Here is a 24,337-nt window from a genome sequence, read left to right as displayed (position 1 = left end):
ACCGCATTCGCCGCGATCTTGCAAGCCGTGGCTCCTGCACGCGCGTTAAACTGGTTTCTTTCATTGCAGGGAGAGGGGAATGGATTACGTGTTTGCTCCGGCGCCCACCGTCTCGGTGCCGGTCGCGGAAACGACCGCCGCTGCGGGCACCGGCCGGCGCTTCCCTGTGCGCCGCATCTATTGCGTCGGACGCAATTACGAGGCGCACGCGCGCGAAATGGGCCATGACCCGGACCGCGAGCCGCCGTTCTTTTTCTCGAAGCCGGCCGACGCGGTCCTGAACGTGGCGCCGGGCGCAACGGGCGAATTTCCGTATCCGTCGTGTTCGACCAATGTCCATTACGAAATGGAACTCGTCGTTGCGATCGGCAAGGCCGGTCGGGACATTCCCGTCGAGCACGCGCTCGAGCACGTCTACGGCTACGCGCTCGGGCTCGACATGACGCGGCGCGATCTCCAGGCCGAAGCGAAAAAGCTGGGACGGCCCTGGGAGACCGCAAAAGGCTTCGATCATTCGGCGCCGATCGGCCCGATCCACCCCGTCGCGCGAGTTGGCCACATCGATCGGGGCGCCATCTGGCTCGAGGTGAACGGCACCGAGAAACAGCGCTCCGATGTATCGCAATTGATCTGGTCGACACCGGAAACGATCGCTTATTTGTCGACGTTGTTCGAGTTGAACTCCGGCGACCTGATTTTTACGGGGACACCCGAAGGTGTGGGCGCGATCGTCAAGGGCGATTCGATGAGGGGCGGCATCGAGGGTCTCGGAGAATTCAGCGTACGCGTTGTGTGACCGTGCGCGTCGTCGGAGTCGACCATGAAGCTTTACAGCTACTTCCGGAGTTCGGCCGCATACCGAGTGCGCATTGCGCTCAATTTGAAGAACCTGCCGTACGAGTACATGCCCGTTCATCTGCTGCGCGCGGGCGGCGAGCAGCTCACGGCCGATTACCGCAAGCTCAGTCCGGACGCCATCGTGCCGACGCTCGTGGACGGCGACGACGTGGTATTGCAGCAGTCGCTGGCGATCATCGAATATCTCGAGGAAACGCATCCGAATCCACCGCTTTTGCCCGCGGCGGCCGCGGATCGAGCGTATGTGCGGGCCATTGCCTTGCAGATCGCCTGCGAGATCCATCCGCTCGATAATCTGCGCGTGCTGCGCTATCTCGTGCGCGAGATGGGCGTTTCCGAGGAGGCCAAGAACGGCTGGTACCGGCATTGGATCGAAAACGGGTTCGCTTCGCTGGAGGCACGGCTATCGGCCGATCCGCGTACAGGCACGTTCGTATTCGGCGATACGGCGACGCTCGCCGATGTTTGCCTCGTGCCGCAAGTATTCAACGCGCTGCGGTTCAAGATCGATATCGCGCCCTATCCGACGTTGCAGCGTCTTTACGAGCACGCAAGCGGGCTCGATGCGTTCGCGCGTGCCGCGCCCGGTGCGCAGCCGGACGCGGAGTGAGGCTGCGGCCGACCGCAGGCGGCATGTTCAGCCGAGCAGGGCGTCGGCGAATTCTTCGGCGCTGAAGGGCTGCAAGTCCTCGACTTTCTCGCCCACGCCGATGAAGTAGACGGGCACCGGCCGTTGGCGCGCGATCGCGACCAAAATGCCGCCTTTCGCGGTTCCGTCGAGCTTCGTGACGATGAGGCCGGTCAGTGAAAGCGCATCGTCGAAGGCCTTCACTTGCGCGAGCGCGTTCTGCCCCGTGTTGGCATCGATCACGAGCAACACCTCTTGCGGCGCGCCCTCCATCGCTTTGCCGATCACGCGTTTGACCTTGCGCAGTTCCTCCATCAAATGAAGCTGCGTGGGCAGACGACCTGCCGTATCGGCCATCACGATATCGACCTTGCGAGCGCGCGCAGCGCTTACCGCATCGAAAATCACGGCCGCCGGGTCGCCGCTTTCCTGCGATACGACGGTCACGTTGTTGCGCTCGCCCCAGATCGCGAGTTGTTCACGGGCGGCAGCGCGGAAGGTATCGCCGGCCGCGAGCAACACCGACTGCTCGAACCGTTGCAAATGCTTGGCCAGCTTGCCGATGCTCGTGGTTTTTCCGGCGCCGTTGACGCCGGCGATCATCATGACCATTGGCTGCGCACGTCCCAGCATCAACGACTTTTCGAGCGGACTCAGTAGCTCGACGAGCAGCGAACGGAGGGCCCATTTCACTTGCTGCGGATCGGTGAGGCGTTCGGCACGGACCTTCTCGCGTAGGGCCCCGAGCAGGTACTCCGTCGCTTCGACGCCGGCATCCGACATCAGCAGCGCGGTTTCGAGCTCCTCATAGAGCGCATCGTCGATCTTCGTCCCGACGAAAATACCGGTCAGCCCTGCGCTCGTCTTCGACAGGCCGGCCTTCAGCCGTGAAAGCCATGATTGCTTTGCGGCAGGCTCGGGGGCGGGGGGGACGATCTCGACGACCTCGTTTGCGGACTCGTCCAATGGCTCCGCTCGCGCGGGGGCTGTTTGCGCCCCGGCGCCGGAGACAGCCTGCAGCGGCGGCTGAGCCGGCTGCAGCTCGGGTCCCGGCTCGGCTTGCGGCGCGCGCACAGCGTCGACGGTGGGCGTACTAGGCGTTACCTGCGCCGGCGCGGGTGCCGGCGCGGGTGCCCGCGCAGGCTCGGCGGCCGGTTCTTCTGCGGCGGGCGCGGGTGGCGCCTCGACGGTTTCGGGCGCTTTCGAGCCCTTGAATCGCTTGAAAAAACTGAACATGGCCTGGACGGTGGATTGGGCTTGGTGCGCCGCGACGCTTGCGGTGGCGCCTGTCGCGGGCGGGGCAGATGACGCGGCCCGCGCTGCGCGGCAAAAGATGGCTATTTTATCAGGCGCCGTCGACGCGGCCCGCGTCGCCCGCGCCGAACGGCGCGTCAGGATAGATGCTGTGGTAACGTGGGCGCCGTTGCGTACTGAGCGGCGCTGTCGTCGTGTGCGCTTGCCCGTTTCACTCGAGTTCCGTTCGATGCCTCGCTCCACTTCTCATTCGCGCACGCCGCAGCAATCAGCCGCCCGCGGCAAAGGCCATACGGTCCGTATCATCGGCGGCGACTGGAAGCGCACGCCGTTGCCCGTGCTCGATCTCGAAGGCCTGCGCCCGACGCCCGACCGCGTCCGGGAAACGCTCTTCAATTGGCTGGGCCAGCGGCTCGACGGTCAACGTTGCCTGGACCTGTTCGCGGGCAGCGGTGCGCTGGGGTTCGAAGCGGCATCGCGAGGGGCCGAGCGGGTCGTGATGGTCGAGCGCAACGCGCGCGCCGCGAGGCAGCTACGCGAGAACCAGGCGCGTTTGGCCGCTCGCGCGATCGAGATCGCCGAGGCCGATGGGCTGAAGCTGGCCGGGAGCCTCGCTCCGCGCTCGTTCGACGTCGTTTTTCTCGATCCGCCCTTCGGCGAGGGGATGCTCTCGCGTGCGTTGGAGCTCGCCCTGCCGCTCGTCGCGGACGACGGCTGGCTGTATGTCGAGTCGGGCGAGCCGCTCGACGAAGAGGAGCCGCTGCTCGGCGGGTGGAGCATTGTCCGCCGCGGCAAGGCCGGCGCGGTCCACTATCATTTGCTGCAGCGCGAAAATGATGAATAATGCCCGTTTCGAACGCGATACCGGGCGGGCAGGGAGCCGCTCCCGGTCCGCAGCGGCCCGCGGATGGCGGGGCGCCCCGACGGATAACGAGAGGAGATGTCCATGGTAGTCGCCGTGTACCCGGGTACGTTCGACCCGCTCACCCGGGGTCATGAGGACCTCGTGCGCCGCGCGGCGAGCATATTCGACACGCTCGTGGTCGGTGTTGCGGACAGCCGCAACAAGAAGCCGTTTTTCACGCTGCAAGAGCGGCTGGACATCGCTCAAGAGGTGCTTGGGCATTATTCCAATGTGCAGATAATGAGCTTCAGCGGGCTGCTCAAGGACTTCGTACGGGCAAACAACGCACGCGTGATCGTGCGCGGCCTGCGCGCGGTCTCCGATTTCGAATACGAGTTCCAGATGGCCGGCATGAACCGCTATCTGCTGCCTGACGTGGAAACGATGTTCATGACGCCGTCGGATCAGTACCAGTTCATTTCGGGAACGATCGTGCGCGAGATTGCACAGCTGGGCGGCGACGTGAGCAAGTTCGTGTTCCCGTCGGTCGAAAAGTGGCTCAAGGAGAAGGTCGCTCAAATGGGGCCGCATTCCGCGGCGCCGTGACGCTCGCGGCAGCCTTACGCCGTCGATCGGGCCTGGAACGGCGAAGCTATAATGTGGAATCTTTCAGGAAGGTTGCGGCAGTATGGCCCTGATTATTACCGACGAATGCATCAATTGCGACGTGTGCGAGCCCGAGTGCCCGAACGACGCAATCTCGATGGGACCGGAGATCTATGTGATCGACCCGTCGAAGTGCACCGAATGCGTTGGCCATTTCGATGAGCCGCAGTGTCAGCAGGTTTGCCCCGTCGAATGCATTCCTCGCGATCCGCAACACGTGGAAAGCGCCGAGGAATTGCTCGTCAAATACCGCAAGCTGCAGGCAGCGAAAGCCGCTGCACCGAATGGCGGCGGCAGCGGGGATAACAGCGCAAACAAGAACGAGAACGACGCCGATAACAAGGCCGGCTGATTCGCGGCTTGTGTGCTTGTGTCGTCCCGCTTACACGCGCAGCACGCGAGCGGACCTCACCACACGCACCGTGTCACGCCGCGCGATGCAACTGCATCATCGCCCGCTCCAATTCCCCTTTCACCACATGCGGCATGACGGCTAGCGCCCGTTCGACCGCCGTATCGATGTCTTCCTGCTCTTCCTTGCGGGGAGGCTTCAACACATAGTTCGCGACATCGGGTTTTGCGCCCGCGCGCGCAGCCTCGGGAATCAGGTCGCGCGGATGTCCGATGCCGATGCGCAGGCGCCAATACTGCTGCGACGAGAGATGCGCTGAAATGTCCTTGAGGCCGTTATGACCGCCGCTCCCACCGCCGAGTTTGAGCTTGACGGCGCCGGGCGGCAGATCGAGTTCGTCGTGAGCGACGAGGATCTGGTCGGGCAATATCTTGAAGAAATGCGCGAGCGCGACGACCGACTGACCCGAGCGGTTCATGTAGGTTTGCGGTTCGAGCAGATGGATCTCTTCGCCGAACAGTCGCGCTTTGGCATAAAAGCCGTGAAAGCGCCGCTCGTCGCGCAGCGTGGCGCCGGCGTCACGCGCGAGTTGATCGACGAGCCAGAAGCCCGCATTGTGGCGTGTCGCGGTGTATTCGGCGCCCGGGTTACCGAGCCCGACGATCAGTTTGATCATGGTTCGTCTCAGCCATCAGCCCTCAGCTATAGCCACCGGCCGAAAGATGAAAAAAAAACCCGCCGGGCATGCCGCGGCGGGTCACGTCGTCCGTCCCATTGAAACGGATCGAGAGGATATCGATCGACGAAATCCTTAGGCTGCCGGCGTCTCGCCTTCGCCTTCGGCAGCGGCTTCGCTCGACACGGCACCGGCCGGCACCGCAGCAGCGGCGATCACGGGATTTTCCGCTTCGATGTGAGCCGTCAGCGACACGCCCTTGGGCAATACGATGTCCTTCGCGTGCAGTGACTGGCCCGCTTCGATCTTCGCGAGATCGAGTTCCACGTATTCAGGCAGATCGCCAGGAAGGCACTCGATTTCCACTTCGGTCACGACGTGCGAGATCACCGCGCCGCCGAGCTTCACGGCAGGGTTCGTTTCCTGGTTCATGAAGTGCACGGGCACCTTCGTATGCAGCTTCTTGTTCGCATCGACGCGCTGGAAGTCCACGTGCAGCACGATCTGACGGAACGGATGATATTGCACATCGCGCAGCAGCACGGCTTGCGACTTGCCGGCCACTTCGAGATCGAGGATCGACGAGTGGAACGCTTCCTTCTTCAGGGCGTGCCAGAGGGCGTTGTGATCGAGTTCGACCAGTTGCGGCTCGCTGTTGGCGCCATACACGATTCCCGGCGTCTTGCCGGAATTGCGCAGGCGGCGGCTCGCACCCGTACCTTGCTTGTTGCGCTCGAAGGCGACGACTTTCATGTTCAATCTCCATAACTGCCCGCGACCAGGCAGCGAAACGGGGCATCGGCGCATTTGGCGCGTCGGCCCCATGGTAACGCGGCACATCCGATAGGAAGGTGCCTCTCAAGCCAAAGGCGCTGCACGAAGCAGCGCCTCCAGTCATGTCTTGTTTGCGATGCTCAGCTTTCGGCGAACAGCGACATCACCGAATCGCCGCGGCGGATGCGCGAGAACGTCTCCGCCAGCAGCCCCGCGCACGAGAGCGAGCGGATCTTCTCGCAACCGCGCGATTCGTCGCTGAGCGGAATCGTGTCCGTCACGACGAGCTCGTCGAGCTCGGAATTCGTCAGCCGCTCGGCCGCGCCGCCGGATAGCACGGGGTGCGTTGCGTAAGCGACGACCTGCTTCGCGCCGCGCTCTTTGAGCACCTGTGCGGCTTTGCACAGCGTACCGGCCGTATCGACCATGTCGTCCATGATCACGCAGGTCCGGCCCTCGACTTCGCCGATGATGTTCATCACTTCGGCGACGTTCGCTTTAGGACGGCGCTTGTCGATGATGGCCAGATCGCAATTGAGCTGTTTCGCAAGCGCACGCGCCCGTACCACACCGCCGACGTCGGGCGATACCACGAGCAGGTTCTCGTAGTTCTGCTTGCGCAGATCGCCCAGCAGCACCGGCGTCGCATAGATGTTATCGACGGGAATGTCGAAGAAGCCTTGAATCTGGTCGGCGTGCAGATCCATCGTGATGATCCGCTCGACACCGGCGATTTCCAGCATGTTCGCCACGACCTTCGCCGAAATCGCCACGCGCGCCGAGCGCGGGCGGCGATCCTGGCGGGCATAGCCGAAGTAGGGGATGGCGGCGGTGATGCGACCGGCCGAGGCGCGCTTGAGCGCATCGACCATGATCATCAGCTCCATCAGATTGTCGTTCGCGGGCGCACAGGTGGACTGGAGCACGAAGACATCCTTGCCGCGCACGTTCTCCTGGATCTCGACCTGGATCTCGCCGTCCGAAAAACGGCTGACCATGGCTTTGCCGAGGGGTATGCCGAGAATTCTGACGACTTCTTGCGCAAGCGCCGGATTCGCGTTGCCAGTAAAAACCATTAGGCCGTCATGGCTGCTCATCATGCACCTGCTGCTGGAGGCGGGGACTGCGGGAATGTTTGGCAGGGGAGGAAGGACTCGAACCCTCGCATGCCGGAATCAAAATCCGGTGCCTTGACCAACTTGGCGACTCCCCTACACTGACTCTGAGCTCCGCCGGATTGCGATTGACCTCCGGCGAGGCGAAAACTCATGACGCGAAAGCGAGGAGTGGATGCGTATCCAGACTCCGTACCACGGCGCTCGTCCAACCTGCTGGCAGTTTGGCTTGTGCCGCTTCCGCTTCGGCGATGCTGGTGAAGGCGGCAAAAACGCTTGAACCCGATCCAGTCATCCGCGCGGGTGCGACGCGATCAAACCACTCCAGCACCTGCGCGACTTCCGCGTATTTTCCCACGACAACGGGCTGCATGTCATTCCGGCCGAAGCTGTCAGGCCATCTTGCATCGCAACTTTGCTGTGCGAGAAAGTCCGTAATTGTGACGGGTTCCGAATTGCGTGTCAACGACTTGTCGGAGAAAATCGCTGCAGTCGGTACATGGACTTTAGGCGTGACGACGAGGAAGTAGCGCGATGGCAGCGCGACGGGCCGCAGGGCCTCGCCGACGCCTTCGGCGAACGCGTTGCGGCCGAAGACGAAAAACGGAACGTCGGCGCCGAGCGTGAGCCCGAGCGAGCAGAGCGTTTCACGCGACAAGCCGAGCTTCCAGAGCCGATTCAGCGCGAGCAGCGTCGTTGCCGCATCGGAGCTGCCGCCGCCCAGGCCGGCACCCATCGGCAGCCGTTTCTCGATGTCGATATCGGCCCCCAGGGGGGTCCCAGTTTGCGCTTTGAGCAGCTTCGCCGCGCGGACGACGAGATCGCTTGCCTCGGGCACTCCGGCAATGGCGTTCCGGCGGCGTATCTCGCCGTCGGCACGCAGCGTGAAATGCAGCGTATCGCCCCAATCGAGCAGCTGAAACACCGATTGGAGCGCGTGATAGCCGTCCGGCCGACGGCCCGTGATATGCAGGAACAGATTGAGCTTGGCGGGGGCCGGACAGTCCCGCAGCGATTCGGTCGTTTCGATCATGCTTCGCGTTCAGAGTTCGCGCGGGGAGATGTCATCGGTCCAGGACCAGCTTGATGTCCAGCGGCGGCTCGCGGCGCGTCAGATCGACGCGTTTCACGCCCGTTTCCGGTGCATCGGCGTAGCTCACGTACTGAATGGTCCAACCGTCCTGGTCGATCTCCTTGAGGCGCGACTGGACCTGCGGATCGGGCACCGTCTTCGCGTGCGAAGTCGGCGCCGGCGACGGTTGCAACCAATAGCGCAGGCCTTCGACCGGTAGCGAAAAGCCGAGCGCGTTGCGCATCAGCGTCCCTACGTCGTCAGCCGTCATCGGTTGGCGATTCGGCAGCTCGAGCGTCGCGGCGGAGGGCGACGACGTCACGATCGCGAGCGTCTGGCCGAACGGGTTCAGCAGTTGCAGCGTGACCGTGTCGCCTTGCTCCTGCCAGTCGAAGTTGCCATATGCATTCCGGGGCCGGCCGTTGACATCGGTGTACCTGACCGAGAAGCGGCCCCGGTAGGCGCGGTTCGTCTGTGTGGAAAGCGATGTGGCCGCGTTCGACGTAGAGGGCCCGCGCGTCGGCGCGACCGAGCAACCGGAAATCGCCGCGACCGCACATGCCGCCGCGACGAACGAACGAAGGGAAGTACGAAGGGGGAAACAAAAAGCCATCAGAGATCGTTGGTGTTGACCTGGAAGCGTTTGAGCGTCTTCACGAGCGTATCGTTGTCGGGCTCGAGCTTGCGGGCGTCGCGCCAGGCGGCCTTCGCCTTGGCCTGATCTCCGCTCTTCCAGAGCACTTCGCCGAGGTGCGCGCCGATTTCGGCGTTCGGCTGCAGATCGTATGCCTTGCGCAAAAGCCGCGCCGCGTCGTTCGTGTCGCCACGGCGGTATTTGACCCAACCCAGGCTGTCCATGATGAACGCATCGTTCGGCGCGAGCGAGGAAGCTTTCTCGATCAGCTTTTCGGCTTCGTCGAGATGTTGATTGCGGTCCGCAAGCGAATAACCGAGTGCGTTATAAGCTTGGGGATTGTCGGGCTGGTCCTTGATGAGCTGGCGCAGCTTCGACTCCATGAGGTCGAAATGCCCGGTTTTCTCCGCGGCCATGGCAAGGTCGTAGAGGATTTCGGGATCGTCGGGGAACGCGTCGTTAGCGGCCGCGAGGCGCGCTTCGGCCTCGCCGTAGCGCTTTGCGTCGAACAGGATCGCGGCGTCGGTGCGCGCGATGAGCGCCTGCGCGCGAGGGTCGGGGCTTTGCAGATCGGCGAGCATCTTGCGCGCATCGTCGGTCTTGCCTTGCTTGGCGAGCAACTGCGCGCGCGTGACACGGGCCGAAACATAGCGCGGGCTGTCCGGCGTGACCTTGTCGAGCCACTTGGCGGCTTGCGCCTCGTCTTTCTGCTCGATGGCCAACTGCGCGAGAAAGATGTAAGCCTGCCCGGCATCGGCACCCGGCGTCTTCTCCGTCAGATCGGCATACTGCTTCAGGTACTTCTGAGCCGCGTCGTACTGCTTTTGCTGGATTTTGATGAGACCTAACGCCATTAGCGGTGTCGGGTCGTGCGGATCGAGGCTATGCATCGCTTCGAACTGCTTTTGGGCATCTTCGACGCGTTCGCTCGATAGATAGAGCTGCGCCAGCGCGAGCCGGGCATCGTGCGATTTCGGGTTTTGCTTCACGACCGACTCGAACGAGGCGATCGCGTCGTTGCGCGCCTCCGGTCCCATTTGCGCGAGTGCGAGCGCCGCGGGCAGGTAATCGGGCTTGAGCTTGAGCGCCTGCACCAACGAAGTCCGAGCGCCCGGCTGGTCGTCGGCCAGCAGTTGCTGGCGGCCGATCGCCGTCAATGCCTCGGGCCGATCGAGGTCGTGCTTCAACAGATCCTGCAGCACATGCAATCCGCCCACGCGGTTGGGCCCGCGCGAAAGCAGGACCTGGAGCGCGAGGATCGAGCTGCCGCGCTCCGCGGCGGGGACCTTCGCCAACTCGGCCGCGAGCATCGGTTCGGCCTCGTCGGGCTTGCCCGACAGCACGAGCAGCGACGCGTCGAGCTGCGCGGCGCGCTCGGAGCTGGGCGCGTATTGCCGCCACAGCTGCGCGGCGGCGAGCGCATCGGCCGGGCTTTGTGCGGCAATGGCGATTTCGGCGGCGCGCTGCGCCATGCGCGGATCGTGGGTGTCCCGAGCGAGCGCCAGATACGTCTGGTAAGCCGGCGCCGGTTCATTGCGCTGCAACGCGATTTCCGCCGCCAGTACCTGGAAAACGATCTGGCTCGTGAGCGGCACGTCCGGCAAACCTTTCGTCTCCTCGGGCAGCGAGGAAGAGAAAAGATCGGTGCTCGATGAGGCCGTGGCCGAATCGTCGGACGGCGCCGGATCTTGTGCGAACGCGGGATACGCGGCGAGCGCGAATGCGGTGACAAGGCCCGCGGCGATCCGGCCGACGGGTGCGCCGCGTCGGGCTGAGCGCACGCTGTCCGGGCGCGTCGAAGGCAGCTTCAGGGACAAAATCATGGAGATCCGTTCGAGGGTTTCAGTCGATTGTAACGCGCTCGCTACAATACACGCAGATTCGACCGCGCAAGTAGCGCCCTATCTCCAGTGATTCACGGCCAATTGACATGCCAGAGCTGCCAGAAGTCGAAGTGACCCGCCGCGGTATCGAGCCTTACGTGCGCGGGCGCCGCGTCGAGCGCGTCGACGTGCGCACGCCGGCTTTGCGCTGGCCCATTCCGGCGCAACTGGCGGTCACGCTGGCCCGGCAGCAGATCAGGGCAGTGGGGCGGCGCGGCAAGTATCTGCTGTTCGAGATCGACGCCGGCTGGTTCATCGTCCATCTCGGCATGACGGGCACGCTGCGCGTTTTGCCGAACGCCGGCATCCCGGCGCCAGCCAGGCATGACCATATCGACTGGGTCTTCGACGAATTCGTGCTGCGCTACCGCGATCCGCGCCGCTTCGGGGCCGTCCTTTGGCATCCGCGTACCGCGGGCAGCATCGATACTCATCCGCTGTTGGCTGACCTCGGGGTCGAACCGTTCTCGCCCGAATTCACGGGCGCGCTGATTCACCGGCGCACGCGCGGGCGCAAGGTATCGATCAAGCAGGCGCTCCTGGCGGGGGACATCGTCGTGGGCGTCGGCAACATTTACGCTTCCGAGAGCCTGTTTCGAGCAGGCATCCGGCCGACGACCGCGGCCGGCCGCCTGTCGAATGCGCGCTGCGAGCGGCTTGCACAAGCGGTGTGCGCCACGCTTGCCGCGGCGATCGAGCGCGGCGGCAGCACGCTGCGCGATTTCGTCGGCAGCGACGGCGAAAGCGGCTACTTTCAGCTCGATTGTCATGTCTACGACCGGGCCGGCTTGCCGTGCCGCGTTTGCGGCACGCCGATCCGGCATCTCGTGCAGGGGCAGCGCTCGACCTATTTCTGTGCGCATTGCCAGCGCTGAACTCAACATTTTCTCTCATGTCCGACCCTGCTCTCATCGCGCTCGATTGCACGGCGCCCGCCCCAGTCGAGATGCATGCCGTCTTTGCCGAGCGCCTCATCGCCTGGCAGCGCCGGCACGGCCGTCACGACCTGCCGTGGCAAAACACGCGCGACGCTTATCGAATCTGGCTCTCCGAGATCATGTTGCAACAGACGCAAGTCGCAACGGTGATTCCCTACTACGCCAGGTTCCTCTCGCGCTTTCCCGATGTCGCCGCGCTGGCCGCGGCGAACGTCGACGACGTGATGGCGCTTTGGGCGGGCCTCGGCTACTACACCCGTGCACGCAATCTGCACCGCTGCGCCCAAGTCGTCGTCGCGCAGCATGGCGGCGCATTTCCGGCGTCGCCGGACGCACTCGCCACATTGCCCGGCATTGGCCGATCGACTGCGGCGGCGATCGCCTCGTTCGCATTCGGCGCGCGTGCGACGATCCTCGATGGCAACGTCAAGCGTGTGCTCGCCCGCATCTTCGGCATCGACGGATTTCCGGGCGACAAACGCGTGGAGACAGCCATGTGGGCGCTGGCCGAGACGCTGATGCCCGGCGCGGACGCCAGCAGCGCCCAAGTGAGTGCCTACACCCAAGGTCTGATGGATCTCGGTGCGACGCTGTGCGTACGCGGCAAACCCGATTGCGCGCACTGTCCGTTTGCCGCCGAATGCGTGGCCAACTTGACGGGGCGGCAGCGCGAGCTGCCCGTCGCACGCCCGAAAAAGACGATTCCGACTCGCCGCACCTGGATGTTGATATTGCGCGATGGGCCCGCCGTGCTGCTCGAACGGCGTCCGCCCACGGGCATCTGGGGCGGACTATGGAGCTTGCCCGAAGCGGCCGATGAAGCCGCGCTCGCCGTACGCGCGGGCGAGCTCGGCGCGGCGAACCCGCTGGCTCGCCTCGCGCCGCTCACGCATACGTTCACGCATTTCAAGCTCGATATCGAGCCGCGCCTGGCCGACTACGATATGCGCGCGCCGCAAGGTGCGCGCGAGCTGCGCGACGAAGAGAGCGCATGGGTGCCACTGGACGAACTCGACGCCTACGGCGTGCCGGCGCCGGTGCGCAAGCTGCTCGAGGGGCTCAAGGGCCTCGAGGGCTCGTTGCTATGACGCAGGGGCGCAATAGCGAGCCATTCGGTAACGCAACGCGGTTCGAACATCCTCCGGCCGGCTAGAGCAGCTGATGCTGCTGCATATAGTGGTGGACGCAATCGATGCGCGCGTTGACGTCGACGAGCTCCATGAGTCTCTGGCGCGCCCGCAAGGGGATTTGCAACACTTCCGAGAGGCGATTCGAGACCCACGTGGGATCGTCGAAACGCAGCGGCTCGCCGAACGGCTGACACTCCGGGTCGCGCTCGCGAAGCGTTTCGATGATGCGTTCGAGCACTTCCGCGCAGGCACCGAACTTCGCCAGGGCGTCGGCGCCTTCGAGCGGAATGTCCTGGGCGAGCGGCTCGGCCATGCCGACGAGCAGACCGCTCGGTTCCACCCGGTGCGAGAGCAGCCGGAAGCGCTCGGTGCCGCGGGCGCGAACGTGCAGCATGCCGAACTCGTCGACATCGCAATGCTCGATGCGCGCGAGACAGCCGACCGCTTCGGGCACGGCGGGCTCGTCGCCGTGCGCCACTTCGCTTCCGCTTTTCAGCAGGCACACGCCGAAGGGGGCATCCTCGCGCAAGCACGTTCGTGCCATGTCGAGATAGCGAGCCTCGAAAATCTTCAGCGGCAAAATCCCGTCCGGGAACAGTACCGTGTGCAGGGGAAAGAGCGGTAGATCGGCGTAGACGGCAGGATTGGAGGACATGGCGCAACGCTTCGAAAGAGCCGCTGCCTTGAGCGCGGCGGGTTAAGCCACTAGTCTCGACGATTCGCCGATTTGAACCGGCGCGTCCCGGTGCCGCACGATGACCGTCGCTTCGCGGGCAAGACGCGCGGCGAGCGTCTCCGCGATGAACACGGAGCGGTGCTGCCCGCCCGTGCATCCGATCGCGACGGTCAGGTAGCTGCGGTTGTCTTCGCGAAACCGCGGCAGCCATTTCATCACGAAGGTATGAATATCGTCGATCATCTCGTGGACGATCGGCAGTGCATCGAGGTAATCGATGACAGGCTTATCGCGTCCGGTGAGCGGACGCAGACGGTCATCGTAGTACGGGTTCGGCAAAGCGCGCACATCGAATACGAAGTCGGCGTCGAGCGGCAAGCCGCGCTTGAACCCGAACGATTCGAACATCAGCATCAAGCCCTCGCGCTGGTCTTCGATGAAGCGGGTCACCCACGCCCTCAACACGTTCGCGCGCAAGCTGCTCGTATCGATCTGATGCCCGAACTCAGCGAGCGGCGCAACCAGGTGACGCTCCCTCTCGATCGCTTCTTCGAGCGAGGCGAGCAATCCGACATCGGCATCGTGCGCCGGCGTGCCCGAAAGCGGATGACGGCGCCGCGTTTCGGAGAAGCGCTGGATCAGCGATTGGGTGCTCGCATTGAGGAACAGCACGCGCACATCGTGTTCGCTGGCCAGATCGCGGATGATGCCGGGCATCTCGTCGAGCGAGGCGCTCGAACGGGCATCGATGGCGACCGCGAGCCGCTCCTGGCCATCGTCCTCGGTCGCCAGGTATTGCACGAGCGACGGCAAAAAGCGCGGCGGCAGGTTGTCGACGCAGTAATACCCCGCGTCCGCGAGCGCGTTCAGTGCGACAGATTTGCCGGAGCCGGAAATGCCGGTGATCAGGACTATACGCATGGGAGAAGACTCGTTCATCTCATCATATCACCAGCATTGGGCCTCGTTCGAGCGGACAATGGGCCGGGCGCGGCATGCGCCGGCCCGGCCATCGATCACATGAGCTTGCCAGGCAACTGGCTGTCGGGATCCTGCATGGCGAGGCGTTGGCGGTCCATGAAGTCGCGCAGCGTGTCGATACCGCGCAACTGCAGGATGGTATTGCGCACCGCGGCCTCGACGAGCACGGCGAGGTTGCGCCCGGCGGCCACCTGGATCGTGACTTTGCTGATCGGCAGGCCCAGCACGTCGACCGTCTGGCTTTCGAGCGGCAGCCGTTGGAACTCGCCGTCGGGGCGGCGTACGAGCTGGACGATCAGTTTCAGCTTCATCTTCCGGCGCACAGCCGTTTCGCCGAAGATCGTCTTGATGTCGAGCAAGCCGAGGCCGCGCACTTCGAGCAGGTTTTGCAACAGCGGCGGGCAACGGCCTTCGACGAAATCGGGGCCGAGTCGGACGAAATCGACCGCGTCATCGGCCACGAGTCCGTGGCCGCGGCTGATGAGTTCGAGACCGAGTTCGCTTTTGCCGAGACCGGAGTCGCCGGTCAGCAATACGCCCATGCCCAGGATGTCGAGAAATACGCCATGCAGTGTCGCGCGCGGAGCAAGAATGCGCGACATGTAAAGGCGCAGATTGTCGATGACGGCGGCGGCCGACATCGGCGTCATGAAAAGCGGCGTCGAGGAGCGCGTACAGCGCAGCACCAGCTCGGGCGGCGCGGCGACTCCGCCCGCCACGACGAGAAACGGCGGCTCGAGCGCGATCAGCTCCGACATATGGCGCGAGCGGTCCTCGTCCGTTTGCCGCTGATAGTAATTGACCTCGGCATCGCCCAGCACCTGGATCCGGTTCGGATGGATGAGGTTCAGGTGGCCGACGAGATCCGCGCTCGAGGTAGCATTGGCGACGGTCTCCGCCGAAAAGCCGCGTTCCCAGCCTTCATGCCCCGTCAGCCAGCTCAATTTGAGCGAGGCTGCGTTGTCGTCGAAGATGCTCTGGGCGTTGATGCTGGAAGTATCCATGAATCCCTGACTCCGTCCAAATAGACTGCTACAACCCGCCGGCCGTCGACGCGCGCCGCCGATCGACAGGCTACGCGTCCGGGCCGTGTGCGAATGCCCTCCCGGGCGAGTTCACGATAGTGTCAAGGGTGCCACTGGGTGAGTAGCCGATGCAACTCCTCGTGGCTTGCTTCCGTATGCAGTCGTTCGCGCGTTTCGCGATCGGAGAGCAACTGGGCGATCTCGGACAGGATTTCGAGGTGCTGCTGCGTGGCCTGCTCGGGTACGAGCAGGAAGATCAGGAGCGAAACGGGCTGGCCGTCCGGGGCTTCGAATGGAATCGGCTGCTCCAGGCGCACGAAGGCGGCGAGCGGCTGCTTGAGGCCTTTGATCCGGCCGTGCGGAATGGCGACTCCTTCGCCGAGACCTGTCGAGCCGAGGCGTTCGCGCGCGAACAGGTTGTCCGTCACTGCGCTGCGTGCGATTCCGTTCTGGTTTTCGAAAATCAGCCCCGCTTGCTCGAATACGCGCTTCTTGCTCGTGACGGATAGTTCGATGACGACGTTTTCGAGGGGAAGGAATTTGGCTAAACGATTCATGTTGGCAGGCTAACGCGTCGCCTGGGCGCTCCTCGCGGCAACTGACGGGTTGTCGGTTTCGACCGGGCCGGTCGGATTCGTGGCCCGTGCCTCGAACGGCGACTTGGCCGGCTGCCCCGCAAATGACCGGCACATTATAAATCAGCCGGATAGGGTGTTGCACTGCGCAAACGTGCGGACGAACGCGCAATTCGAGCGGTCCGGGCGGTGCGGCGTACGCATGAAAAAACCGCCCGTTTCAGGGCGGCTTCGCGGGGTGAGCGGCGCGCGTCCTGCGTGCCGCCCGCTCGACTCAGGGCTGCGGCTGCTCGCCCAGCGGCGCCTCCTGGTGCTTGATGGCGTCGTGTTGATGTTCCTGGATGCGCTCCTTGTGGCGCATGACCTGCCGATCGAGCCGGTCGATCATGAGATCGATAGCGGCGTACAGGTCGCCGTTGGCGCTTTCGATGAAGATGTCTTTGCCCTTTAGGTGGAGATTGATTTCCACTTTTTGCCGCTTGTCCTTTTCCTTCTGATTGTCGACCGAGAGGACCACGTTGCCATCAATCACCTGATCGAAGTGTCGTAGCACCTTGTCCAGCTTGGTAACCACATATTCGCGCAGTGCCGGCGTTACTTCGAGATGGCGTCCACTGATCTTCAGATTCATAGTGCTCTCCAAACAAATGGCCTTCTCACGCGCATGGGCGCGGCGTAACCGGTCGGAAAGCGGCCCGCTCGAACATCACCCCGCGTGACTGACGAGCGGCGGGTCGTCTCGGCCGGCCTTCGCGCCAATGGCATCGCGGCCGGAAAATGCCTTCCGCGTAAACGCGAAAAGCTACAGAGACTTGCGCAGGTTGACTGCCGGGATCTTCAGCGCTTCGCGGTATTTGGCGACGGTTCTACGCGCTACCACGAAGCCCTGTTCGGCCAGCAGTTCGGCTATGCGGCTGTCTGAAAGAGGCGTTTTCGAGTCTTCTGCTCCTATCAGTTGCTTGATGAGCGCGCGAATGGCCGTGGATGAGGCGGCCCCCCCTGTGTCGGTCGAGACGTGCGACCCGAAAAAGTACTTGAATTCCAGCGTCCCGAATGGGGTGAGCATGTACTTGCCGGTAGTGACGCGCGAGACCGTCGATTCGTGTAAGCCCAGCGTATCAGCTATTTCTCGCAAAACCAAGGGGCGCATGGCGATTTCGCCGTGCACGAAAAAGCTCTTCTGACGCTCGACGATGGCCTGCGCGACGCGCAGGATCGTTTCGAAGCGCTGCTGGATGTTCTTGATGAGCCAACGGGCTTCCTGCAGTTGCTGGCGCAACGAGCCGCTGCCCGGGTCGCCCCGGTTGTCGCGCAGGATGTTCGCGTAGAGGTGGTTGATCCGCAGCCGGGGAACCACTTCCGGGTTCAGCTCGGCCTGCCATCCCTGGCCGGTCTTTCTCACGATGATATCCGGCACTACATAATCGGCTTCGGCTTTGCCGTAGGCCGCGCCGGGGAACGGCTCGAGCGAGCGGATCAGCGCGTGCGCTTCGCGCAGCGCGTCATCGGTCGTCTTCAGCTGTTTCTTCAAACGCGTGAAATCGCGCGCGGCCAGCAACTCGAGATGCTGCCCCACGATCTCGAGGGCCAGCTTGCGTGTAGGTGTATCGGGCAGCCGCAGCAACTGCAGCCGCAGGCATTCGGAGGCGGAGCGCGCACCGACGCCGGCCGGATCGAAGCTGTGCAAGAGCGCGAGCGCGGCATTCAGCTCGTCGAGATCGACTTCCAGCTCGTCGGGCAGATCGGCGATCACTTCGTCGAGCGACGCGGTGAGGTAGCCGTCGTCATCGAGCGATTCGATCAGGAAGGTGATCAGTGCCCGGTCGCGCAGGCCTGCCTGCGTGACGCGCAGCTGGGCCATCAGATGGTCGCGCAGGGTTGTGGTCGGCTCGTGGATCTGCAGCGGCGGCAGATCGTCGTCGTCCGACGGTGTCGACGAGCGGCCGTAGTCGTCGAGGTTCCACTGCGACGCATCGCCGCTGTCCGACGAGGACATGCCGTTGTACTCGTCCGAAGGACCCGAGTCGCTCGTTCCCGCGCGCTCCGACGCGCCGTCCGAAGCGTTGCCGCTCATCGGCTCCGGCGCGCTCGGCCCGGGCGTCTGGGCGATCACCGAGCCGTCGCCCGCCACGCGCAACGGACTCGCGATCCATTCCTCCTCGCTCTCGAGCAAGGGGTTTTGCGCGACGGCCATCGCCACTTCCTGCTGCAGTTCGAGCGTGGACAGCTGCAGCAGCCGAATGGACTGTTGCAGTTGAGGGGTCAGCGCAAGATGCTGCGACAGGCGAAGTTGAAGGCTGGCTTTCATGGCAAGTTGGGTTTCATTGTAGAGACTTTGCCACAAGCGCGAAACCTCGCCGCGCGCGGTTTTTCCCGATGGAGGCCGGGCCGCGCGCGCCGGGGCGCGGGAGGGGGTAAAAATTGCAGGCGGACGGACAGGGCCAGGCCGACCGGGCCGACAGGGTGCTGCGCCCCGGCCCGAGCGCGTTACATGCGGAAATGCTCGCCGAGATAGACGCGCCGCACGCTCTCGTTTTCGATGATTTCGCGCGGCGCACCGGCGGCGAGCACGCTGCCATCGCTGATGATGTAGGCGTGATCGCAGATACCGAGCGTTTCACGCACGTTGTGATCGGTGATCAGTACGCCGATGTTGCGTTGCTTGAGGAATTTGACGATTTTCTGGATTTCGAGCACTGCGATCGGGTCGACGCCGGCAAACGGCTCGTCGAGCAGAATGAAGCTCGGATTCGTCGCGAGCGCGCGCGCGATCTCCACGCGCCGGCGTTCGCCGCCGGAAAGCGAGAGCGCCGGGTTTTCGCGCAGATGGCCGATCTGCAGCTCGTCGAGCAGCGCCTCGGTGCGGGCCTCGATGGCTTGTTTCCCGAGCCGCTTGCCGTTCTCGTCATGCAGCAGTTCGAGCACGGCGCGGATATTCTGTTCCACGGTCAGCTTGCGAAACACCGACGCTTCCTGCGGCAGATAGGACAGACCGAGCGCCGCGCGCTTGTGGATCGGCATGAAGCTGATCGGGTTGCCGTCGAGCATGATGTCGCCCGCGTCGAGCGGCACGAGACCGACGATCATGTAAAACGATGTGGTCTTGCCCGCGCCGTTGGGGCCGAGCAGCCCCACCACCTCGCCGCTTTTCACATCGAGCGAGACGTCTTTCACGACGGTACGCGAACCGTAGCGTTTCCTGAGGTTGCGCACGACGAGCGAGCTCGTTTTTGCGGGCGCGGTGGCGTGCGCGGCGGCATTCGCCCCTGCCTCGGTAGTGGAAAGCGTATTCACTGCTGCGGTGTCCCTTGAATTCCGGTGGCCGGCGCGAGCGTGGCGGGGCTGCCGTTGAGCGGCCCCGGCGCGCCGTTGCGCGGCGAGAGCATCGCGCGCACGCGCCCGGTCGGATTGCCCGGTCCCGCGACGTCCTTGCCCGCGCGCGCGGTATAGAACTCTTTCTGGCCGTCATAGGTGATGACGCTGCCATGCACCTGATCCATCACCGTCGAGAGGCCCTGCAAGCGCCTTACCGTCGCATTCGTCGTCAGTGTCGTCAAGTCCTGCTTGCCGTCATAGTCGATGCGTTCAGCGGTGCCGTCGACGTATTCGTCGACGCCATCCCGTTTTTGGCGGAAATAAGCGAGCCCGTGGCCCGTCATCGTGCCCGTCGCATATTGGTAACCTTGCGGGTCCTGCTTCACTTCGACGCGGTCGGCCTTGATGACGATCGTGCCCTTCGTGGCAACCACGTGACCCGTAAAGATGTTGACCTGCTTGAGGTCGTCGTAGGTCATGTTGTCCGCTTCGATATTGAGCGGCTTGTCGCGATCGGCGCGCTCGGCATGCGCGAGCGGCGCGCCGCCGAGGCCGACGCCGCAGACGGCGGCCAGCAGCACGGCCTTGAGAAAGGCGCGCGCGCGGCGGTACTCGGAAAAAAAGAACGATGGGTTCATGCGGTCACGCTACGTTTGGGATCAACCGGTCATTTCGGCGCGCTGCCGGACTGTTCCGACGGGGCGATGGCGCCGCGTACGTTGCCGAAGAGCTGCATGAACCGGGTGACGTTGTTGTACTTCATCGCGCTGGCCGTCATGACGGACTGGCCGCGCCGCAGTTTAACCGGCTTTTCCGTCTCGATCACATCGTCGTTCACGAGCACGCGAAAGTGCGACGAATCGGCCTGCATTTCCGGGTCGCCCATGCCGGCCGCGCGCAGAATCCGCGCATTGTCGTAAAGATCGACGACCGAGGCATCGGCGTTCACGGTGCCGCGCTCGCCCGTCGCCGTCACGACGGGCTTGCCGGGCTGGAAGGCGCGGATCGCGGGGTGCGTGAGGTCGCTGTTTTCGTCGTCCTCGTAGTGCACCATGCGCGTGGCGGTGAGCCGGTACTGTGTCAAGCCCGAGTTATCGAGCTCGGATACCGAGAAGTTATCGGCGAAATAGTCGGGCGAATGGGTCTTCGGAGCCGCGGTCCCGGCCGCGTCGGGCGGGCGGGTTGCCTGCAGCAGCCAGTAAGTGCCGCCGGCCAGTGCCGCCATCGCGACGAGTGAAACCATCGACGTGAAGCGTGAAGCATTCATGCGCCGCGCGCTCCGCATGCCGCTGCGAGCAGCGCGTCGTAGCGATGCTGCGCGCGCAGGATCGTCTCGCAGAGTTCGCGGGCGGCACCGTAGCCGCCGCGCGCCTTCGAGATCCAATGTGCGCGGGCGATCACCTCGGGATGCGCGTTGGCCGGTGCGGCGGCGAAGCCGCATTGGAGCATGGCCGCGAGGTCGGGCCAATCGTCGCCCATATAGCCGCAAGCGTCGGCCGAAACCCCCGTTGTCCGCAGCAGTTCGGCGAGCACCGCGGCCTTTTCGCCGACCCCTTGGTAAAGATGCGAAATGCGCAGCTCTTCAGCGCGCCGTGCCACGATGTCCGAGCGCCGTCCCGTGATGATGGCCGTTGCGACGCCGGCTTCGCGCAGCAGCTTCAGCCCATGGCCATCCATCGAATTGAACGACTTCATGTAGTCGCCTTCGGCCGTGAAGTGCAAGGCGCCGTCGGTCAGTACGCCGTCCACGTCGAACACCATCAGCTTCACGCGGCTCGCGCGTTCGGTAGCGCTCAGCGGTGTTGCGGTCATCAGATCACCTTCTTCGAAAAGAGGTCGTGCATGTTGAGCGCGCCGATCAGCTTGCCGGCGTCGTCGATCACGAGCATCTGATTGATGCGGTGGCGCTCCATCAGTTCCACGGCTTCCACGGCCAGGCGGTCCGCACCGATCGCGCGCGGCGAGCGGGTCATGACATCGGTGATCGGCAGCTCGCGGAAGTCGCCCGTGCGTTCGAGCACACGGCGCAAATCGCCGTCGGTGAAGATGCCCGCGACGCGGTCGTCTTCGTCGACGATCGCCGTCATCCCCATGCGCTTGGCCGTGAGCTGGAACAGGGCGTCGCGCACGGTCGCGGCTGTCGGAACCTTCGGCACCTGGTCGCCGGTACGCATGACATCGCGCACATAGGTGAGCAGCCGCCGGCCCAGGGCACCGCCCGGGTGCGAACGCGCGAAATCGTCGGCGCCGAAGCCGCGCGCATCGAGCACGGCCACCGCGAGCGCGTCGCCGAGCGCGAGCGCGGCCGTCGTGCTCGCCGTCGGCGCGAGATTGAGCGGGCAGGCTTCCTTCGCGACACCCGCGTTGAGGTGAACGTCCGCGAGGCGGGCGAGGCTCGATTCGGGACGGCCCGTCATGGCGATGAGCTTGGCACCGATGCGCTTCACGAGCGGCAGGATGGCAACGAGCTCCTCCGATTCCCCCGAGTTCGACAGCGCGATGAAGACATCGTCGGCCGCGATCATGCCGAGGTCACCGTGGCTCGCTTCGGCCGGATGCACGAAAAACGCCGGCGTGCCCGTGCTCGCGAGCGTGGCCGCGAGCTTGCGAGCCACATGGCCCGATTTGCCGATACCCGAGACCACGACACGGCCGCGGCAGCTCAGTAGCAGATCGATCGCGGTGACGAAGCTTTCGTCGATGCGATCGCGCAAGGCGCGTACGGCGTCAGCCTCGATCTCGAGCACCTCCCGGGCGAGCGCCAATGCCCGGTTGCCATTGATTTTCGCTATCATTCGCGGAGTATAACAAAGGCGTTCGCCGCGCCCGGCCAGCCTGCGCGAACCTCGGCAAGCGGGCGGGCAGTCCTGAGGCGCAGGTACGCCCTTCTCAACGCGCGGCGCTCATCCGCAGACCCAGAGGACGCATCGCACGTGATATCCCCGCTCGAGATGACGCTTTTGCTGCTCCTGGCATCCGTGGCAGGAGTCGTGCTGTTTCGCTATCTCAATATGCCTCCGATGCTCGGCTATCTGGCCGTCGGCATCGTCGTCGGGCCCCATGCGCTCGGCATCGCACCGAATACGGAGCGGGCCCAGAATCTCGCCGAATTCGGCATCGTGTTCCTGATGTTCTCGATAGGGCTCGAATTCTCGCTGACGAAGCTGCGTGCGATGAAGACGCTCGTTTTCGGGCTGGGGCTGCTGCAGGTGATCGGCACGGTCGCGCTTGCGCTGCTGGGCGGGCTCGCACTCGAGCGCTGGATGCACGTACCCTGGCAAGGGTGTATCGCGCTCGGCGGCGCGCTTGCGATGTCGTCGACGGCCATCGTCAGCAAGATGCTCGCCGAGCGGCTCGAGATCGAGACCGAGCATGGGCGCAACATCTTCGGCGTATTGCTCTTTCAGGATCTCGCCGTGGTGCCGCTGCTCATCATCATCGCGGCGCTCGGCGGCGATTCCCGCGATCTTGCGGTGACGCTCGGCGTGGCCGCGCTCAAGATCGTGGTCGCGCTCGCGGTCCTGCTCATGGTCGGGCAGCGGTTCATGACGCGCTGGTTCGATCTGGTGGCGCGCCGGCGCTCGCAGGAGCTTTTCGTTCTGAACCTGCTGCTCGTGACGCTCGGCGCCGCGTTCATCACCGACAAGTTCGGGCTCTCGCTTGCGCTCGGGGCGTTCATCGCCGGCATGCTGATTGCGGAGACGCCCTATCGGCACCAGGTGGAAGAAGACATCAAGCCGTTTCGCGATGTGCTGCTCGGATTGTTCTTCGTGACGACGGGTATGCTGCTCAATCCGCGCGTGCTCGTTTCGCATCCCTTGCTGGTGCTGGCGTTGCTCGTCGGACCGGTGCTGCTCAAAGCGGTCATGGTGACCGGGCTCACGCGGCTTTTCGGCGCGACACCGGGCGTGGCGATGCGCACCGGGCTCGGCCTCGCGCAGGCCGGCGAATTCGGCTTCGTGCTGCTGAACCTCATCGAGGACAAGCACCTCGTCGATCCGGTACTGCTGCAGGTGATTCTCGCTTCGATGCTGCTGTCGATGCTTGCGGCGCCGCTCATCATCCAGAACGCCGACCGTATCGTCCTGCGGCTTTCGTCGACGGAATGGATGCAGCAGTCGCTGCAGATGACCCGTATCGCGACGCAAAGCCTGCGGCAGCAAGGCCATGTCATCATCTGCGGATACGGCCGCTCCGGGCAGAACCTGGCGCGCATGCTCGAGCACGAAGGGCTGTCGTATGTCGCGCTCGATCTGGATCCCGATCGTGTGAACGCCGCCGCCGCGGCGGGCGAGTCGGTCGTGTTCGGCGATGCCGCGCGCCGCGAATCGCTCGTTGCGGCCGGCATTCACCGCGCGGCGGCCGTCGCGATCACCTACGCCAATACATCGTCCGCGCTGCGTGTACTGCACAACGTGCACGAACTCGAGCCGGCGCTGTCGATCATCGTGCGCACCGTCGACGACGCCGACCTCGAACGGCTGCTCGCCGCCGGCGCGACGGAGGTCATCCCCGAGATCGTCGAGGGCAGCCTCATGCTCGCCTCGCACACGCTCGTGCTGATGGGCGTGCCGATGCGGCGCGTCGTGCGGCGCGTCGAGGAAATGCGCGACGCGCGCTACAGCCTGTTGCGCGGCTATTTCCGAGGCGCCGACGATCCCGGCGATGACGACGGCCATGAGCAGGTGCGGCTACAATCGGTGCCCGTCGACGGCAACGCCGAGGCGGTCGGCCGCACGCTCGAGGAACTTGGCTTGAGCGAGCTCGGCGTCGAGGTGACGGCCATTCGGCGGCATGGCATTCGCGGTGTCGAGCCGGGTCCCGAGACCAAGCTGCGCGAGGCCGACATCGTCGTGCTGCGAGGGGTGCCCGAGGCGCTCGCGCTGGCCGAGGCGCGGCTCTCGAAGAACCGCCGCGCCGGAGCGGCGACCGCCTGACGCG

The 24,337-nt window shown here is 64.4% G+C and carries 25 protein-coding genes, 1 tRNA gene and 1 pseudogene; 8 read left to right on the top strand and 19 right to left on the bottom strand.

The genetic code is table 11. The features are described 5' to 3' along the window. The first annotated feature begins 79 nt into the window (after positions 1 to 79). Together ACR9ZC_RS25065 and maiA are read left to right on the top strand one after the other, a co-directional pair. A complete protein-coding gene (locus ACR9ZC_RS25065; RefSeq protein WP_481582325.1) occupies positions 80 to 796 on the top strand; it encodes a fumarylacetoacetate hydrolase family protein in 717 nt (238 codons plus the stop codon). Positions 797 to 820: 24 nt separating this feature from the next. After that, the gene (gene maiA, locus ACR9ZC_RS25060) at positions 821 to 1,468 is read left to right on the top strand and encodes a maleylacetoacetate isomerase (RefSeq protein ID WP_481582324.1); all 648 of its coding nucleotides are present in this window, start codon (positions 821 to 823) and stop codon (positions 1,466 to 1,468) included. A gap of 27 nt (positions 1,469 to 1,495) precedes the next feature. Here maiA and ftsY read toward each other — a convergent pair whose 3' ends face one another. Further along, the gene (gene ftsY, locus ACR9ZC_RS25055; RefSeq protein WP_481582323.1) at positions 1,496 to 2,722 is read right to left on the bottom strand and encodes a signal recognition particle-docking protein FtsY; all 1,227 of its coding nucleotides are present in this window, start codon (positions 2,720 to 2,722) and stop codon (positions 1,496 to 1,498) included. Between the two features lie 247 nt (positions 2,723 to 2,969). Here ftsY and rsmD point away from each other — a divergent pair, with 247 nt between their 5' ends. From rsmD to ACR9ZC_RS25040, 3 genes and pseudogenes are all read left to right on the top strand, one after another. Further along, on the top strand, positions 2,970 to 3,584 hold the full coding sequence (gene rsmD, locus ACR9ZC_RS25050; RefSeq protein WP_331569286.1) for a 16S rRNA (guanine(966)-N(2))-methyltransferase RsmD: 615 nt from the start codon (positions 2,970 to 2,972) through the stop codon (positions 3,582 to 3,584). A 102-nt stretch (positions 3,585 to 3,686) separates the two neighbouring features. Continuing rightward, the gene (gene coaD / locus ACR9ZC_RS25045) at positions 3,687 to 4,190 is read left to right on the top strand and encodes a pantetheine-phosphate adenylyltransferase (RefSeq protein WP_481582769.1); all 504 of its coding nucleotides are present in this window, start codon (positions 3,687 to 3,689) and stop codon (positions 4,188 to 4,190) included. An 82-nt stretch (positions 4,191 to 4,272) separates the two neighbouring features. Further along, a pseudogene (locus tag ACR9ZC_RS25040) lies at positions 4,273 to 4,527 on the top strand (YfhL family 4Fe-4S dicluster ferredoxin); the annotation flags it as partial. A 148-nt stretch (positions 4,528 to 4,675) separates the two neighbouring features. Here ACR9ZC_RS25040 and pth read toward each other — a convergent pair. The 7 genes from pth to ACR9ZC_RS25005 form a co-directional block, all read right to left on the bottom strand. Continuing rightward, on the bottom strand, positions 4,676 to 5,278 hold the full coding sequence (gene pth / locus ACR9ZC_RS25035) for an aminoacyl-tRNA hydrolase (protein WP_481582322.1): 603 nt from the start codon (positions 5,276 to 5,278) through the stop codon (positions 4,676 to 4,678). Positions 5,279 to 5,413: 135 nt separating this feature from the next. After that, positions 5,414 to 6,031, bottom strand: a complete 618-nt coding sequence (locus ACR9ZC_RS25030) for a 50S ribosomal protein L25/general stress protein Ctc (protein WP_331569281.1) — start codon at positions 6,029 to 6,031, stop codon at positions 5,414 to 5,416. 161 nt (positions 6,032 to 6,192) lie between these two features. Next, complete coding sequence (locus ACR9ZC_RS25025; protein ID WP_331569400.1) at positions 6,193 to 7,149, bottom strand: ribose-phosphate pyrophosphokinase; 957 nt, start codon at positions 7,147 to 7,149, stop codon at positions 6,193 to 6,195. A 39-nt stretch (positions 7,150 to 7,188) separates the two neighbouring features. After that, positions 7,189 to 7,265: transfer RNA gene (locus tag ACR9ZC_RS25020), tRNA-Gln, on the bottom strand. Between the two features lie 53 nt (positions 7,266 to 7,318). Further along, positions 7,319 to 8,200: a 4-(cytidine 5'-diphospho)-2-C-methyl-D-erythritol kinase gene (gene ispE, locus ACR9ZC_RS25015; RefSeq protein ID WP_481582321.1), complete on the bottom strand. Its 882-nt coding sequence runs from the start codon at positions 8,198 to 8,200 to the stop codon at positions 7,319 to 7,321. Between the two features lie 31 nt (positions 8,201 to 8,231). Then, positions 8,232 to 8,852, bottom strand: a complete 621-nt coding sequence (gene lolB / locus ACR9ZC_RS25010) for a lipoprotein insertase outer membrane protein LolB (protein ID WP_481582320.1) — start codon at positions 8,850 to 8,852, stop codon at positions 8,232 to 8,234. Beyond that, positions 8,852 to 10,696, bottom strand: coding sequence for a tetratricopeptide repeat protein (locus ACR9ZC_RS25005; RefSeq protein WP_481582319.1), 1,845 nt, complete (start codon positions 10,694 to 10,696; stop codon positions 8,852 to 8,854). The genes lolB and ACR9ZC_RS25005 overlap by 1 nt, the downstream gene beginning before the upstream one ends. Before the next feature lie 107 nt (positions 10,697 to 10,803). Here ACR9ZC_RS25005 and mutM point away from each other — a divergent pair, with 107 nt between their 5' ends. Both mutM and mutY read left to right on the top strand, forming a co-directional pair. Further along, positions 10,804 to 11,631, top strand: coding sequence for a bifunctional DNA-formamidopyrimidine glycosylase/DNA-(apurinic or apyrimidinic site) lyase (gene mutM / locus ACR9ZC_RS25000; protein WP_481582318.1), 828 nt, complete (start codon positions 10,804 to 10,806; stop codon positions 11,629 to 11,631). Positions 11,632 to 11,648: 17 nt separating this feature from the next. Next, positions 11,649 to 12,782, top strand: a complete 1,134-nt coding sequence (gene mutY, locus ACR9ZC_RS24995) for an A/G-specific adenine glycosylase (protein ID WP_481582317.1) — start codon at positions 11,649 to 11,651, stop codon at positions 12,780 to 12,782. A 61-nt stretch (positions 12,783 to 12,843) separates the two neighbouring features. Here mutY and ACR9ZC_RS24990 read toward each other — a convergent pair whose 3' ends face one another. The 11 genes from ACR9ZC_RS24990 to kdsD form a co-directional block, all read right to left on the bottom strand. Further along, positions 12,844 to 13,479: an LON peptidase substrate-binding domain-containing protein gene (locus tag ACR9ZC_RS24990; RefSeq protein ID WP_481582316.1), complete on the bottom strand. Its 636-nt coding sequence runs from the start codon at positions 13,477 to 13,479 to the stop codon at positions 12,844 to 12,846. A 42-nt stretch (positions 13,480 to 13,521) separates the two neighbouring features. Beyond that, a complete protein-coding gene (gene rapZ / locus ACR9ZC_RS24985; RefSeq protein ID WP_440561623.1) occupies positions 13,522 to 14,421 on the bottom strand; it encodes an RNase adapter RapZ in 900 nt (299 codons plus the stop codon). A 95-nt stretch (positions 14,422 to 14,516) separates the two neighbouring features. After that, positions 14,517 to 15,485, bottom strand: a complete 969-nt coding sequence (hprK, locus tag ACR9ZC_RS24980) for an HPr(Ser) kinase/phosphatase (protein ID WP_481582315.1) — start codon at positions 15,483 to 15,485, stop codon at positions 14,517 to 14,519. A gap of 122 nt (positions 15,486 to 15,607) precedes the next feature. Next, entirely contained in the window at positions 15,608 to 16,063 is a 456-nt protein-coding gene (gene ptsN, locus ACR9ZC_RS24975) for a PTS IIA-like nitrogen regulatory protein PtsN (RefSeq protein WP_331569267.1), read from the bottom strand. 292 nt (positions 16,064 to 16,355) lie between these two features. After that, a complete protein-coding gene (gene hpf / locus ACR9ZC_RS24970) occupies positions 16,356 to 16,712 on the bottom strand; it encodes a ribosome hibernation-promoting factor, HPF/YfiA family (RefSeq protein WP_173255078.1) in 357 nt (118 codons plus the stop codon). A gap of 171 nt (positions 16,713 to 16,883) precedes the next feature. After that, positions 16,884 to 18,389, bottom strand: coding sequence for an RNA polymerase factor sigma-54 (locus ACR9ZC_RS24965; protein WP_481582314.1), 1,506 nt, complete (start codon positions 18,387 to 18,389; stop codon positions 16,884 to 16,886). A 179-nt stretch (positions 18,390 to 18,568) separates the two neighbouring features. Continuing rightward, on the bottom strand, positions 18,569 to 19,294 hold the full coding sequence (gene lptB / locus ACR9ZC_RS24960; protein ID WP_173255154.1) for an LPS export ABC transporter ATP-binding protein: 726 nt from the start codon (positions 19,292 to 19,294) through the stop codon (positions 18,569 to 18,571). 77 nt (positions 19,295 to 19,371) lie between these two features. After that, positions 19,372 to 20,034: a lipopolysaccharide transport periplasmic protein LptA gene (lptA, locus tag ACR9ZC_RS24955; protein WP_481582313.1), complete on the bottom strand. Its 663-nt coding sequence runs from the start codon at positions 20,032 to 20,034 to the stop codon at positions 19,372 to 19,374. Between the two features lie 29 nt (positions 20,035 to 20,063). Beyond that, the gene (gene lptC / locus ACR9ZC_RS24950; RefSeq protein ID WP_331569261.1) at positions 20,064 to 20,663 is read right to left on the bottom strand and encodes an LPS export ABC transporter periplasmic protein LptC; all 600 of its coding nucleotides are present in this window, start codon (positions 20,661 to 20,663) and stop codon (positions 20,064 to 20,066) included. Then, positions 20,660 to 21,208: a KdsC family phosphatase gene (locus ACR9ZC_RS24945; RefSeq protein WP_481582312.1), complete on the bottom strand. Its 549-nt coding sequence runs from the start codon at positions 21,206 to 21,208 to the stop codon at positions 20,660 to 20,662. Before ACR9ZC_RS24945 ends, lptC begins: the two co-directional genes overlap by 4 nt. After that, on the bottom strand, positions 21,208 to 22,191 hold the full coding sequence (gene kdsD, locus ACR9ZC_RS24940) for an arabinose 5-phosphate isomerase KdsD (RefSeq protein ID WP_481582311.1): 984 nt from the start codon (positions 22,189 to 22,191) through the stop codon (positions 21,208 to 21,210). The genes ACR9ZC_RS24945 and kdsD overlap by 1 nt, the downstream gene beginning before the upstream one ends. A 138-nt stretch (positions 22,192 to 22,329) precedes the next feature. Between kdsD and ACR9ZC_RS24935 the strand changes: the two genes are divergently transcribed. Then, positions 22,330 to 24,333: a monovalent cation:proton antiporter family protein gene (locus ACR9ZC_RS24935; protein ID WP_481582310.1), complete on the top strand. Its 2,004-nt coding sequence runs from the start codon at positions 22,330 to 22,332 to the stop codon at positions 24,331 to 24,333. Positions 24,334 to 24,337 lie beyond the last annotated feature (4 nt).

The organism is Trinickia sp. HAY1-2D (assembly GCF_056754935.1).
This window is presented reverse-complemented; position numbering and strand designations above follow the sequence as displayed.